This is a genomic window from Mesorhizobium sangaii (assembly GCF_014207355.1).
Lineage (GTDB): Bacteria > Pseudomonadota > Alphaproteobacteria > Rhizobiales > Rhizobiaceae > Mesorhizobium > Mesorhizobium sangaii.
The window spans coordinates 302,103-316,399 of sequence record NZ_JACHEF010000008.1; the positions used below are offsets into that span (position 1 = coordinate 302,103).

Sequence of the window (14,297 nt, forward strand, 5' to 3'; positions counted from 1 at the left end):
CGTCATATCGATCTCCGGTATCCTCCCATGGCCCCGAGGCGCTGTTTTCAATCGATACGATTTTTCTCGTCTGCGACCGTCGCGTCTCGGAACGCGCGAAGGTTGTGACCCTTTGCCATAACTGTCAAATGCGATCTTTGATGATTGCTATATCATGATTGGTATATGCTACCGAACCGAGACGGCTGGCGCGACCACTGGCCGCCTGTGGGAAGAAGCAAGGAGAGGCTATGGCGGCGCTAAGGAATCCGACTGGGATTTCAAACGGTTACAGAGAGATGCCGGGCGACGGCGAAACCTTGCTGCGCAGTGGTCTCAGCTTGCGCCACATGCGCATGATCGTCGCGCTCGACGACCATGGCCGGGTGAGCGCGGCAGCCCAAGTTATGAACATTTCTCAGCCGGCGGCTTCGCGCATGATCAGCGAAATGGAGGCCGTGCTGGAGGTCAGGCTGTGCGAAAGGCTGCCGCGCGGCATCACCTTGACGCCTTTCGGCAAGGCATTGTCCAGGCGCGCACGCTCGATCCTCCTCGAAATGCGCGAGGTAGACCGCGAGATTTCCGAACTCAAGGCGGGCAAAGGCGGCTCGGTGTTCCTCGGCGCTGTGACGGCGCCGGCGATCGAGCTGGCGGTGCCGGCGATTCGCGAAATTCGCCGTATCTATCCGCGCATCGAGATCACCATGCAGGTCGAAACCTCCAACGTGCTGGCACGCGAATTGATCGCCACACGCCATGATTTCATCATCGCGCGCATCCCTGACGATCTAAATCCGCGGCTGTTCGAGTCGCGCGTCATAGGCGTCGAGAAGGCCTGCCTGATCGTGCGCCGGGGCCATCCGCTCACCAAGGGCGAGGCGGTGCGGCTGGAGGACACCGCCGCCTACGACTGGGTTTTCCAGTCGGGCGGGTCGCCTTTGCGCCAGGCGATGGAGAGCAATTTCCTCAACCGCAACATCGCTTTGCCGGACCGTATCCTCAACACCAGCTCGCTGCTCCTGACCCTGGTCATGGTCGCACAGTCCGATGCGATTGCGCCGGTATCGGTCCAGGTGGCTAAATTCATCCAGAATCCCGACGGGCTGGCCGGCGCCATCGACGTCGTCCAGACCGAATTCGACATTGAGGTCAGGCCTTACAGCCTGATCACGGTGAGGAACCGCGTGCTGTCGCCGGCCGCCAAAATGCTGCACGACTTCATTCTGCGAGAGGTGGGGTGACGGCTCGGCCAGGCAGTCGAGTTCGATCCGGCGCCTAAGGCACATGAAAGAGCCGCCAGGGCTGGCGAACAGCAAGCCGGGAACATTACTTCCTGCCGATGCGTTCATATCCCTGCAAGGGACGATTTCTTGATTTCTTCAGGAGACTGAACATGCGCAGCTTCGAAATGATCGACCTGCTTTGCGTGGTCGAGGCCTGCAAGCACGAACGATCGGTCGGGAATTTCGTGTCGATGGCTGAAGGCGTCGAAGAATTGCGGGTGTTGACCGGCGATTTCGTCTCATCGGACGACGTAGTGGCAAACGCGCTAGCAACGGTAGCGCTTGCACGAGGCTGCTCGGTTGTGTTCGACGAACAGGCAGGCGCTGAAATTGTTTCTGGCGCCATGGACTGGAGCGGGTAGCGGGAATCGAACCCGCGCGTTCAGCTTGGGAAGCTGGACGCATTAGTGATTAAACAAGGTCATAGCTGTAAAACATTGCTCTTTTCGAGCATATATCTCGCAATGAAATCAGTGCCTAGGTAAAACTATTTCCGGCCGCAACGAGTTGACTCACGACGGTCTCCGGCTGCCGATCGAGAATAAGATCGACGCCGGCTACAGCCGTGACGCGCGTGGCCGCGCCCAGACCACGGGCCTGTCCAGGAACTATGGAGCCGCAAGTTCGCGCCGAACTCGCTGCAGACATAGGACGCGCCCTGCAGCCCGCCCTGGGCTCTCTCGAGGGCACATTCTCTCACGCGAGAGTCTCGCGGATATTTTCGGAGCGCTGATCGAGAGCGATTTCGAGAAGGACGTCATGGCGGTGGGCAAACCAAACCCGGCCTGGTCAATTTTAGATGGGATACTGCTGGGGCAAGGCATATGCGTCGGACTGGTTGCAGAGACGTCGATCAAGAAGCTGATCGTCGAAGTCAATCCGACGGTGAGATGCCTGACCAGACGGGTTCCGGAGAAATCCCGCGCAGCGCGCGATTAGATCAATCACGCAAACCAGATACCGGCGGACACAACATCAGGATAGTGTGCGGTATTAAAATACTTAATATAACACATTGGTAACAGGTGCTGCCCACCAGATCACGCAGCTTCCCACACCTGATTCAAAACGCATGCCGCCAGCGCTGCTTTGTCCTGAGGCAGGAAGCGACGCGACCATAGTGTTTAGCCACCATGTCGGGCGTGTCCTGAATGGCGTAGCTTGCCTGCTCGTAGGAGCCGGTCTGCTTGAGGATGGACGCAAGCACATCGCGGACATTGTGCGGCCCGTGGAGCAGTGGTCCCGTCTGATTGCGCAGCAGTTAAAGGCCGTATTGCAATCGCAGGGCTGTGGCTCTTTCGTTTTGCCCCACGGCTTCCAGGGCATCAGCAGTTGTGCGCGCGGATGCCATGGTCCATGCGTGATGGGAACCGAGCGACTTTTCATGTGCTGCAAGCGCCAGTTCGGCGCATGAAAGTGCCTTGTCCTGCTCGTTTGCCGCCAGCAGATGCTTGGCAAAATTCATCCGCACCCGATTTGTGCCGGAGTGGTCGGGGCCAAGCGCCTTCTCATAGATCGCCAGCGCCCGCTCGTAGAGCGGCCGGGCGGCGGCATGATCGCCGATGTCCTCTAGCAGGTTGGCGAGATTGTTGAGGGTCGTCGCCGCTTGAGGACGGTCCGGGCCGAGTGCTTTCTCGTCGATCTCCAACGCTCGCTCGTAGAGCGGCCGAGCGGCGGCATGGTCTCCAAGGTCGTGTAACAGACGGGCGAGATTGTTGAGGCTCGCCGCCGTTTGAGGATGCTCCGGGCCGAGTGTTTTCTCGTGGATCGCCAGCGCCTGCTCGTAGAGCGGCCGGGCTGCGGCATGATCGCCGATCTCGTGTAGCAGGTAGGCGAGATTGTTGAGGCTTATCGCCGTGAGGGGATGGTCCGCGCCGAGTGTTTTCTCATCGATCGCCAGCGCCCGCTCGTAGAGCGGCCGGGCGGCGGCATGATCGCCGATGTTCTCTAGCAGGTTGGCGAGATTGTTGAGGCTCGTTGCGGTATCGGGATGGCCTGGGCCGAGCGCCTTCTCGCGAATCTCCAGCGCCCGCTCGAAGAGCGGCCGGGCAGCGGCATGATCGCCGATGTCGCGTAGCAGGTTGGCGAGATTGTTGAGGCTCGTCGCCGTAAGGGGTTGGTCGGGGCCGAGCGCTTTCTCATAGATCGCCAGCGCCCGCTCGTAGAGCGGCCGGGCAGCGGCATGATCGCCGATGTTGCGTAGCAGGTTGGCGAGATTGTTGAGGCTCGTTGCGGTATCGGGATGGCCGGGGCCGAGCGCCTTCTCGCGGATCTCCAGCGCCCGCTCGTAGAGCGGCCGGGCGGCGGCATGATCACCGATGTCGTGTAGCAGGTTGGCGAGATGGTTGAGGCTCGTTGCCGTATCGGGGTGGTCCGGGCCGAGACGAAATTCGGCAAGCGTCGTCGCCTCTCGCCAAAGCCCGACGATGTTTCTTGACCAGGCCGAACCAAAGATCTCCGCGCTGGCGTCATAGAGCCATGCAATATAGCCCTCGATCCCAAGTGCCAGCCGGAGATAGGCGGCCTCGACTAACGCGGCGACGGTTTCATTCGTGATATCTCGAGCAGTCGCTATAGCCGCACGGGCCGCATAATGCTTGAACAGTTCTTCGACAGACGCGGCCCGCATCTCTGGCGCCAGCGTTTCGCGGATCGTCTCGGCCACCAGATTGTGGATCGACAGGAAGCCGTCGGGCGCCTTCGTCACGAAGGACAAGTCCGCGAGGCGATCGAACTGATCGAGCGGAAGCGCCGTGCCGAAGGTTTTCACCACATATTGGAAAGCCTTGCGGTCGAAGCGCTGCGCCACAGACAGCCGTTCGAGCGTGACTCCCAGCGGCGTGCCGTAGTCGCGCAACACGCGCCGGACTATTTCGATGCGCCTGTCCTCGAAGCTCGCAGCCCCCAATGCGAAACGCTCCGGTTCAAGCGCGATGCCGGCAGCACGCAGCGAGCCCCAGTGCTCGACCTGCAGATCAAGCATCAGCGGATAGATTGGTGCCTCGGGCGACGTGGTTTCCCGTGCCCCGGCGATGATCGCTTGCCGTGTCGCATCATCGTCGATCGGGATGGCCCGCAGGAAGGCATCCGCATCCTTGTCGGCCAGCCCGCCAAGCAGGTGCTGGTGGCCGTCGAGATCGCCGCGCCATTGCGGTTCCCGGTTCCACGGCAGTTGCTCGCGCGAAAAGAAGACCGTGAGCAGTCCGTTCGTCTCGGCAAGCAGCACCCGCATATGGCCATCGAACGGATTTTCTTCCCACTTCGAACCGGCTCCTGCCTCGTCGAAGACACGCTCATACTCGTCGACGAACAGCACGAAACGCTCCACTAGGTTTTCGCGAAGATGCGCGTTCAGATCCTGCGCCAGCATCCAGGGAAGAAGCCGCGACAGCTCATATGGTTTTTTGAGTTCGCCACCATCGTAAAGCTCCTTCAAGGCTTCCTGGGTTTTTTCCAGATAGAAGCGCTTGCCCTTTTCGATCGACCAGTTGCCGATGCGTTTCAGCGCGAATCCGATGCCGGGAATGCTGCCGACGAGCTCGCCGGCCGCGTCCTTGACGGCATCGCTAGAAAGCAGGTCCTTTACGGCGGATGCCGTCTCATCCACGCCGAATTTTCCGACTGCGGTGGCCCGGCTCAGCCATTGCCTGGTGAAGACCGGCAACGGCTCGTCGCCCCGTGTGGCCTCCCAGGCAATGGCGAAAGCCAAATCGAAACAGGGGAATCCGATCCCGGAGCCTGCAAAGCCGTTCCTGATCCAGACCAGCAACCGGTCCGGGTCCTCCTTGCTGCGGCCGTGAAGGTCCAGTTCGGCGCGGCGAAGGAACGCAAAGCTCGGCTCGACCGCGGCATTGGTCCTGCGCATGAGTTCGCGGCACAACGCTGTCTTGCCCTGGCCACCGACGCCGTAGAAAACACGAATGATCGAGCGATCGGCGGGAATTGCGAAAGCCGCCTCCTCGAAGATCCGTTGCGGCGCTTCGCGATCGACGAAAATGCGATTGGCGGCCGGAATCCGTCCCCTGCGCAGCTGTGGCATGGTCGATCACCGTGGATGAGACACACGTCATTCAACATGACCCATCGCCGCTTCCCGGGCAATACGTGGTGCGCCTAGCGGAACTCTCGTCGACCGATCTGACAGCGCCGTTTACTTAGCCACAATGTTGAAGCATTGGGGATACCCGCCGCTGTGTCGCTGCCGTAGGAGCTGCGCTGTATTCCAGCACGACCTGGCGCTTCGGGTCTTTGATGCCCCGAAGGAGGACTTTGGTCGAGTAATCCATCTATGGCGGCCGCCCATTGAGCAGCCGGTCGACCACAATGGATGGCCTTAATCCGAGTCGCATCAGCCGGGCGACACCATTACTCGATGCCTCAAGGCCTTTGATTGAAACCGTCCTCATCTTCTTGAGACCGCTGACCCCGCCCTAACCGTATCTCGGCGCGCCAACTGCTCCTTGAGCCAAGCATTGGGTCCTGCGCTCCATCTATGTGAATCCGATGCAACGATCGCTCCACTGCAACGCAGTCAAGTTCCTCCCAGATACGCGGGACGGCCACATGGGGATCTCGGCTTGGCGTCCCCGCCCGACTTGGGAGTGCGGCCCGGTTGCGAGAAGTTCCAAGCGATGATCGATGGTAGATATGGAGCAGGTAATAGAGGATAAAATTATACTTAAGAAATTCCATATACGGACCCGACTATATCTAAAAGTCCCACGTGTTTATCGCTATAGATAAGACATCGATGATTTTATCTAAACAAAGCGAGAAAAAAATGAATACACCTTCAGGTCGTCCAAATGCGCATACTAAGATCGCGAAATTCATAGATGGTCGCATCGATCAGCTAAAGGGTAAGAAAAGCCAAAAAGACGTCGCGGTCGAAGCTGGGTTCACTAACGTCAACGTCCTCTCTATGATGAAATCTGGCACTATTAAGGTTCCGTTCGACCGCGTTCCCGGTCTAGCGAAGGCGCTGGATTGCGACCCTGCGAGACTTTTCCTCCTGGCGCTCGAGCAATACTTTGAGAGCAGCGCGTTGGTCGCGATCAAGCAGATTTTTGGAACTGTAGTGAGCGAGAACGAGGTGTCTTGGATCGAGGCGCTCCGCAAAGCGTCCGACAACACTGATCCTCCCTTAACCGCGAAGCGGGCAAAGATCTTGCGAGCAATTTTTGGGAAAATCAGACCCTACCCGGGTCAATGACAGCTGTCGTGTGAGCGACCCATGGTCGCAACGGTCGAACCTCGCCCACTGGCGGTCGCTCCCACACGGTTGGTCGATGTTTAGGGAGAGGGATACTTGCCCGTGCCTATCGGATGCGAACAAATGCGAACCGTGTGGTGCCAATGATCACAGGTGCCGTGGGTCGAAGCCCGACCACTGTGAAACGAGTTCGACCCTGTGCAGTCGTTCAGCTTCGAGTGACAGACACAATCTGGCCCGAAGCGATCAAGAACAGGTGGACTGCCGCACCAGACTTCTTCAGGCTCCTGTTACTGGCATCGCAACCAGGACGGAGCCTGCTTCCACCCTGGCAGGATAGGTCCTGAGATTGATGCAAGGCGGCAGCCGCCTTGCAGCGCCGGTGCGATAGTCAAAGGCGCCCGCATGCTTGGGGCATTCGACCTCGTAGTCCATGACGAGCCCTTCGGCGAGGTGGACGGCTTCGTGCGTGCACAAGCCATCGGTGCAGAACACTTCATCGTCGGGGGAGCGGAAGACCGCGTAGGTCCGGCCTCCATAATCAAAACGGCGCGCGCCTTCCTGTTCGATATCGTCGAGGCCGCAGGCCCTGATCCAGCTGGTCATTTTTCTCATCCGTAAAATTCGATCGCGGCGGACCTCCGGACAGCTCATGGCCGCCCGGAGGCCCCGCTACTGGGATCAGTTCTTATTGAGGTAGTCGGCGGCGTTGGCCGGGGTCACCAGTTCGAACGGCACGTAGACGACGCGGTCGACCTTCTCGCCCTTGGCCAGCGCCAAGGCCGCGTCGACGCCGCCGCCACCCTGCCCCTTGGCATTCTGGAACACGGTGACCGCGAGATCGCCGCCCTTCATGGCCTGCAAGCCGTCCTGCGTGGCATCGATGCCGCCGACGACGACGTTCTTCATGTCGACGCCGTTGGCCTTGAGCGCCAGGATGGCGCCGATGGCGGATTCGTCGTTGTTGGCGATCACGGCGTCCGGAGCCCCTCCGGCGGTCAGCCAGTTGGTCATCAGGTTCTGCGCATTGTCGCGCGACCATTCCGACGACTGCTTGTCGGTGACCTTGATGAAGTTGCACATGTCGGTGGCAAACACCTGCTCGACATCCTTGGTGCGCTGGAGGGCTGCCTGGTGCACCAGGCTGCCCATGACGATGTAGGCGGTGGCGCCGGCCGACTTGCCCTTTGCGCGCAGCATCTTGCAGATCTCGAAAGCTTCCAGCGTGCCGGACTCGACCTCGTTGGAACCGACATAGACCTGTTTCTCAGGCAGGTTCGCCATGTCTGACGGTTCGAGGTTGACGAAGACCAGCGGAATGCCGGCCTTTGCGGCCTCCTCGCTGATGGTCTTGGAGGCATTGGTGTCGACCAGCGTGACGATGATGGCATCGACGCCGCTGGCGATGAAGTTCTTCACTTGGTCGAGTTGCTTGGCGACGTCGTTCTGCGCATCCTCGACCTGGATGCCGGCACCCTTCTCCTTGGCGCGGTCCTGCATGCCGTGCGTCAGCAGCGTCTGGAAGTTGTTGTCGAAGTTGACGATGCTGACGCCGATCTTGGCGGCAAAGGCGCTGGTCGACATTGTCGCGACGGACGCCGTCGACATCAAGGTTGCCAGCGCTGTCGAAAGCAGTAGCTTCTTCATGGATTCCTCCCACTGAAGGGGTGCCGGCTCACCCCTTTTCTTGGAATACCGGCCCTTGCGGGATGCCTGATGGATGGCGCAGTCATCTCGCGGCGTCGGCGTTGGCGCGCGCCTTTTTCTTCTCGTAACGCGCCTGCATGCGAGCCTCGCCTTCCTTGCTGCCGTCGTGGAAAGTGCCCAACCACCTGTCGAACGGGATGAGCCCGTCGCCATAGTTCACCTCGAAATATTTGTGGTGGAGGTAGTGGATGTAGGCATGGCTATCGATCGCCGTCTCCTCGCCAAGCTCGACCTTGTCGAAGCCGACATGGCCGGGGATGGCGCCAAAGCCGGCGAGATGCAGCTGATAAAGCGCCAGGAGCGGGTTGGACGGGATGACCAGGTGCCAGAGCGCCACGCCGAGATAGCCGAACTGCTCGACCGGATGCATCGACAGCGACGACCACGGCGACGGGTTCACCGAATTGTGGTGGACCGAATGCACCCATTTGTAGAGCGGCGGCCAGTGGATGGCCCGGTGCAGCAGGAAGAAATGCGTCTCGTGGATGATCGGTGCGATGAGCACCAGAAAGAACAGATAGATGGGATGCTCGGCGAAGGTCAGCCACGGGACATAGCCATTGGCATAGGCATAGAGGATCGCCACCTCGATCGCCGTCCAGATCGGCATGCCGGTGCCAAAGGTGCGAAGCATGTTGTCGATATTCTGGTTCTGGAAGAAGAAGGCCTTGCTCTTCTGCTCGGACGGCCATTTGCCGTTGTATTTGAAGCGGTTGCCCTGGGCTTTGAGAACGTAGAGTCGTAGCTCGAAGGCACCGAAGAAGACCAGCAGCGCCGCGCAATTGGCGAGGAAGAGCCTGAGGATCCATCCGAAGGCGAGCGTCTTCATCACTTCGACGTCGGGCAGCACGAAGTGCCACCAGGCCACCGCCGAAAGCGCAAACAGCAGATTGTAGGGCAAGAAATAGTGAGGCAGCCATTTCAGCAGCGCCAGTGGCCGCGGCGGAAAGGTGAACAGCGGCGCGGTGCAGGCCGGCTCGCTCGGAGCCCAGTCGTCTCGCTTGTTGCGCGTGCCGTATTTCAGGTCGTCCATTTCTATCTCACAGGGATTGGGAAAGGGTGAGGAAGCGGTCATAGGCGGCATCGTCCATGTCGACCTGATGCTTCGCTTCCGGATAGGCGCCGGCTGTCACATCGCGGTCGAAAGCGCGGAAGGCGGCGATGCGCTTTTCCTGCAGCTCGGCTTCCAGCGTGACGAAGTCGGCATAACGCCTGGCATGGCGCGGATAGTGGCCGGTGTGGGTGCCGAGCACGTCGCTGGAAAACAGATATTGCGTGTCGCAGGCTGAACCGCAGCCCATGCCCATGGTGATCATCGGCGTCGACCGGGTTATGTGCTCGGCCAGCCGCACGGGCACGACCTCGACCTCGACGCAGGCAGCACCCGCATTCTCCAGATCCTTGACGGCGTGCAGCACCTTGAAGGCCTCGTCGGCAGTGCGGCCTATGGCGCGAAAATTCGTCCAGGTCGCACGGTTCGGCACCAGGCCAACATGGCCGGTGACTGGAATGCCCTCCGTTGCCATCGCCTCGATGAAGCGCGGCGAATGCGAGCAATAGACCGCGTCGGCGCCGCGCTTCATCATGGAGAAGCCCAGCCGCACCGCCTCATCGGGCGAGGCGACGGCGCCGTGCGGCATGCCGACGGATAGGAAAGCGAAGGGTGCTGCCTGGCGGATCAATTCCAGATTGTGGTCGGGCTCGCAGGAGAGGATGACGATGTCGCAGGCGATGGCGGCGGCCGCCTCGGCCGGCGTGTCGACATGAAGCTGCAGCCATTTACGGCTGCCCTTGGCGCTCCTGAGATCATAAGCCGTCAGCCGTCTCGTCACCGGTCGTCCTCTCGTTCGCGGAGCTCTAGCGAAGAATGCACCCCTCACCCAGACCTCTCCCCTGGGGGAGAGGGAGATCGTCTGCGCTGGCGCCAGCCTCTTCTCCCCAACGGGGAAGGCGGATGCAAAGCGGCCGGATGAGGGGGCGAACTTCATATGCGGTCGCCGTCCGTTCGCAGGGAGTTAGCACCGTTGCTGGGGCGAAGGCTCGTCATACCTTGATCAAATCAGATCAAAGGTTCTCGGCGGTGAAGGTGACGAAACGGATTGGCGGGTTTTCGACCGGAAGGTCGTGGAGGTTCAATGTCGCCAGCACGAGGTCTATAGCCCGCCGCGCTTGCGCCTCGGGCGCTTGGTCGAGCACGACATCCATCGTGCCCTCGCGCAACGCCCGGGCGCTTCGCCCGGTGAGCTCATGGCCGACGAAGAAAACCTGGCCGCCACGCGGATGGCGCCTCAGGACATCGTTGAGCGCCGAATTGGCGCCGCCGGCATTGTAGAGGCCGGCAAGGTCCGGCCAGCGCTTCAAGGCGTCAAGAAGCTGCTCAGCGTTGCGGTCTCCATCGTCATGGCCGAACAGCACCCCGATCGGTTCGAAATATTCGGTCGCAGTCTCCATCAGGTAGTCGAAGAAGCCGCGCACGCGGTCCCGGTGCACGCGGTAGATCTGGCTGTGGCAGACCGCCACCACCTTGCCCGGCCGCCTCTGCATGCGCGACAGCAACAGCCCGGCCATGCGCCCCGCGGCATAATTGTCGATACCGACATAGGCGCCGCTGGTGCCGGAAATCTCAGTGACGATCTGCACAGTCGGCACGTTTTCAGCCTCGAGTTTCCTCAAGGCGGCGCCAACCAGCGGATGGTCGGGAACGGCGAGTATCAGGCCGGCGCGGCGCATGTCGGGATCAAGGATGCGCCTGGCGATCGCCGCCGGGTCCGCCTCATCGAGAAAGGTGCGGTGGACGGCGATGGAACGATCGAGCGTCGCGGCGATGCGCTCGAAAGCGCGAGACAACCGGGCAAAAAAGGTGGCGTCCGGACGCACCAGGATGACCTCTATCCTGATTACGCCGCGATGGGCTTCCGGCAAGCGGCGCGGATAGTCGAGCGACCGAGCGGCGGCGACGACCTTCTCGACGGTGGCCGGCCTGACCCCGCCCCTGCCGTTCAGCACGCGCTCGACCGTCGCGGTGCCAACCCCGGCGCGACGGGCGATCTCGAGGAAAGTGGGCTTTGGAATCTGGTCACCCCGCTGTCACGACGCCGAAGCCTAGCCAGCCGCACATGCTTTTCCAAGACAGATGATCTGCCGACTCCCCTGAAGGACCCATCCGGGGAAGTTCGACATCGAATGCATCTGGCGCTAGTTGCTCGTTCCCATCGACGAAGTGAATAGCGACGTCCCCCCATCTGAGCCATTGGCGGCAGCCACGTGATCATTCGACCCTACTGCATCGAGCTCGAGTGCGGACCCGAGCGTAGCGCATGTTCGGTCAGTCCCGCTAATCCAATGCGGTCGGCGATGTATGCGCATGTTGGCGAGCGCACCACCACGGCAATCGGGTGTCGGTTCTGGATGCCATGAGAGGAAGCTGACGATGATCACCTCGGTTTCGGGGAACCGATCGACTTTGTTCGCGAGACTGGATGAACCCCACAGATGGAAGTCCTAGGTTTTCCATGGAGAGATCTAGGGGATGCGTTTTGTTGCCGGAGCAATATCCCTGCCAATGCTCCGCTTTGCGTGGGGTGTCGCGCCGGGACGCCCGAAGGGAGGCGTGACCAGACCCAGGTTGACAAACGTCAACCGGATGGCCCCGCCACCCCTTAAAAGGGAGCAATCTGTCAACCAGAATACGTGCGTTCTCTTAGGCCGGTAAGAGAACGCTTTACACTAAGTTTACCCTAAGTTGACAGAACCGGCCGAAATCCGTTTTTTTGGGATTTTGTCAACCACGGCGGGATCTACGAGCTTCACCGTGTCCCTGGGAGGCTGCACCGTCGGGACTGGACGCCGGGTGTCGACACGCTGTGACGTTCGATACGTCGGGGAATCTATTTCATGTCCTGCCCACTTCCGAGACCGCTGATCCGCTAAGGCTTTGAAAGGCCACACCTACATAGGTGTATTTACAGGGGCCGTGTGCATGTGCTCGAGAGTCGGGTGGGACCTCAGCGTAGCGACTTCACCGCTCGTTTCCCCCTGTTGGAAGTCCCGGGGGCCGGGATCTGTGCCGACGGTTCACTCATCCTATTTCGTTTTCGATGACCGTTAATTCACGACGCATTGTCTTTGGCTATCGCCTGAAGTCCACGAACCATCCGATGTCTTGGAGGTCAGCGAGGTGTCGCAAGAGTGCATCGGGTCGCAGGGCGCCGAATTCACTCACCACGCTGTCAGGGGTGACCGTCAGAGAGAGCCATAGCGTGTAGCGGTCAGTGCAGCGGTCCAGTGCTCGCCCTCTCCTGTGAGCTCGCCTGCGAACCCTAGCTCAGCAGTCCGGCAGACGCCCCCACATAGCTATCTAGTCAAAGAGCTAGTTACACCTGGTGCCGACGCGCGCTTCGAGCACATGGGGATTTGCCAAGGCAGCCTTCGCAGAATCTTCATTGACACGGTAACGGTCACTGTGTTACTGAGCCCGTGACTTGATGGAGACACGATCATGGTTCTTACCCCGGCGGAAAAACAAAAACGATATCGCGAACGCCAAAAGGCCGCCGAACTTGAAGCGGCGAAGGCCGCGCCCGTGACGACCGACTATCTGAAGCGGCCATTCTCAGAGTTTGTTGGTGATCGCGACTTTGCGTTTGATGCCAGCTTGGATGCTTACGGCGTCCATATTTCTGGTCCTGATTTGCTGAGAACTGAGATTCAGAAATTCAAGTCCGAGTATGATCGCGACGAGCCGGTCACGGCGCTTGAACGTGCCATAGGTATATTGGGCGCTTGCCTCGACGCCGCCGATGAACTGTCGGTGCTCATCAATCAATACAAGCTTGCGGAGATAGGAAGGGCAATTGACGATGCCCTGGAGGCAAGTGCGAACCTGCCAAGAGGCGACGTAGAAGCGCTGAAGGGGTCGCTTGCTGAGATCGATCGTCTGAAGCTAATTCAGACCCAGTTGAGGGCGCCGGCTCGCTACGTGTTCCCGTCAACACAGGTGAAGGCAGAGCGTCCCGACTGAGCAAAGAAATTTCGCCGGAGTGATTTTCGATTCAGCCCGATCTCACTCCGGCGACGTAGCCAACGGCAGGGGCTAATTCCTGCCGATCACGAGGAGAATCCTAACATGACGAATACCATTGATCAATTTCGCGATGAACGCGAGCGTATCGAAGTTCTGCGAGGGGAAGCGCTTGCCCTGATTGAGCGAGCGCGAGGGGACCTGCAAGCCTCCGTTGATGCAGCGAAAGTGGAAATCCGAGCCGACTTTGAGGCAATACGAGGGCAATCCTCGCTTATCGACCGTGACACGATCGAGAAATTCATTGCCAAGACTAACAGCGAGAGTCTTGTGGATGGCTATTCGGAGATGGAGTATCCGCCTTTGACACTACTCGATGTTATGACCGCGCTCGTTTGCGGGGAGTCTTCCGAGACCCAAGGAGTGATCGACGACATACACCACACGATCCTTCAGAATATCCGACTCGATGATCCTTGGCCTGAACTCACTCGCGAAACTGTCATCCTGCTGATTGGCAAGCGGAAAAACAAAGCCGCCATGCTCGGATTCTCCAATATCCAGTGGCATCATGGGCGTAATGTGCCGTTTGTTGCAGGAATGCCCTTGACGTATTCCGACGGAGAGCCCTTGCCGCCGCTCACACTTGCGGAGAAGCTATTGGCGACGCGGCATCGAGAATGGTTGACTGCGGGCGGTTCAAGGCGTCGCAGTCCAAAACTGACGGCGTTTCCGCCTAAGCCGGTCGATGGGGATCGCTCCAATGCACTTTCCTGAGGGCGAAGCGAATAACGCCGAAAAGCTTCGGTTGAAGAAGCGCATCGAAACAATGACCCGTCTGGAACTGCAGATACGAGTGATTTTCTTGGAGGGCTTCATCAAGGGTGTCACCGGCAACCTCGCGCCGGTCTCGCCTACCTGATCGATTGCGGAACAAAAATAACAAGGGCGGGGATCAAACCGCGCCCTTGTTTACTCGAGGCACGTCAGGGTGACTATTAGCTAGGGTCAGGACTCATTGATCCAGAAGATGAAGGCTGCAGCGAAGGCGATCGCCGACAGGAAGGTGTGAGCACATCGGTCGTACCTAGTGTGG

At 59.8% G+C, this 14,297-nt stretch carries 12 protein-coding genes and 1 pseudogene; 6 read left to right on the plus strand and 7 right to left on the minus strand.

Translation table 11 applies throughout. From position 1 onward, the window contains the following. The first annotated feature begins 230 nt into the window (after positions 1-230). From HNQ71_RS31100 to HNQ71_RS31110, 3 genes are all read left to right on the plus strand, one after another. Positions 231-1,220, plus strand: coding sequence for a LysR family transcriptional regulator (locus tag HNQ71_RS31100; protein WP_184877704.1), 990 nt, complete (start codon positions 231-233; stop codon positions 1,218-1,220). 152 nt (positions 1,221-1,372) lie between these two features. Beyond that, positions 1,373-1,624 (plus strand): hypothetical protein, encoded by a 252-nt coding sequence (locus HNQ71_RS31105; protein ID WP_184877706.1) that lies wholly within the window; start codon positions 1,373-1,375, stop codon positions 1,622-1,624. A gap of 397 nt (positions 1,625-2,021) precedes the next feature. Next, positions 2,022-2,201, plus strand: a complete 180-nt coding sequence (locus tag HNQ71_RS31110; protein WP_184877708.1) for a hypothetical protein — start codon at positions 2,022-2,024, stop codon at positions 2,199-2,201. 101 nt (positions 2,202-2,302) lie between these two features. Here the strand turns inward: HNQ71_RS31110 and HNQ71_RS34650 are convergent. Together HNQ71_RS34650 and HNQ71_RS31115 are read right to left on the minus strand one after the other, a co-directional pair. After that, a pseudogene (locus tag HNQ71_RS34650) lies at positions 2,303-2,505 on the minus strand (hypothetical protein); the annotation flags it as partial. 18 nt (positions 2,506-2,523) lie between these two features. Beyond that, on the minus strand, positions 2,524-5,301 hold the full coding sequence (locus HNQ71_RS31115) for a tetratricopeptide repeat protein (RefSeq protein WP_184877709.1): 2,778 nt from the start codon (positions 5,299-5,301) through the stop codon (positions 2,524-2,526). 741 nt (positions 5,302-6,042) lie between these two features. Between HNQ71_RS31115 and HNQ71_RS31120 the strand changes: the two genes are divergently transcribed. Further along, on the plus strand, positions 6,043-6,474 hold the full coding sequence (locus HNQ71_RS31120; protein ID WP_184877711.1) for a helix-turn-helix domain-containing protein: 432 nt from the start codon (positions 6,043-6,045) through the stop codon (positions 6,472-6,474). Positions 6,475-6,753: 279 nt separating this feature from the next. On the opposite strand, the gene HNQ71_RS31125 is transcribed toward HNQ71_RS31120, so the two are convergent. The 5 genes from HNQ71_RS31125 to HNQ71_RS31145 all read right to left on the minus strand — a co-directional run bounded on the left by HNQ71_RS31125 (position 6,754) and on the right by HNQ71_RS31145 (position 11,253). Then, positions 6,754-7,080, minus strand: coding sequence for a MocE family 2Fe-2S type ferredoxin (locus HNQ71_RS31125; RefSeq protein WP_184877718.1), 327 nt, complete (start codon positions 7,078-7,080; stop codon positions 6,754-6,756). A gap of 75 nt (positions 7,081-7,155) precedes the next feature. After that, positions 7,156-8,121, minus strand: a complete 966-nt coding sequence (locus HNQ71_RS31130; RefSeq protein ID WP_184877720.1) for a substrate-binding domain-containing protein — start codon at positions 8,119-8,121, stop codon at positions 7,156-7,158. A gap of 82 nt (positions 8,122-8,203) precedes the next feature. Further along, complete coding sequence (locus tag HNQ71_RS31135) at positions 8,204-9,214, minus strand: sterol desaturase family protein (RefSeq protein WP_184877722.1); 1,011 nt, start codon at positions 9,212-9,214, stop codon at positions 8,204-8,206. Between the two features lie 7 nt (positions 9,215-9,221). Then, positions 9,222-10,013, minus strand: a complete 792-nt coding sequence (locus tag HNQ71_RS31140) for a 3-methyl-2-oxobutanoate hydroxymethyltransferase (protein ID WP_184877724.1) — start codon at positions 10,011-10,013, stop codon at positions 9,222-9,224. A gap of 232 nt (positions 10,014-10,245) precedes the next feature. Further along, on the minus strand, positions 10,246-11,253 hold the full coding sequence (locus tag HNQ71_RS31145) for a substrate-binding domain-containing protein (protein WP_184877748.1): 1,008 nt from the start codon (positions 11,251-11,253) through the stop codon (positions 10,246-10,248). 1,426 nt (positions 11,254-12,679) lie between these two features. On the opposite strand from HNQ71_RS31145, the gene HNQ71_RS31150 reads away from it, so the two are divergent. Both HNQ71_RS31150 and HNQ71_RS31155 read left to right on the plus strand, forming a co-directional pair. After that, positions 12,680-13,201: a hypothetical protein gene (locus HNQ71_RS31150; protein WP_184877726.1), complete on the plus strand. Its 522-nt coding sequence runs from the start codon at positions 12,680-12,682 to the stop codon at positions 13,199-13,201. A 105-nt stretch (positions 13,202-13,306) separates the two neighbouring features. Further along, on the plus strand, positions 13,307-13,978 hold the full coding sequence (locus HNQ71_RS31155) for a hypothetical protein (protein WP_184877728.1): 672 nt from the start codon (positions 13,307-13,309) through the stop codon (positions 13,976-13,978). The last annotated feature ends 319 nt before the right edge of the window (positions 13,979-14,297 follow it).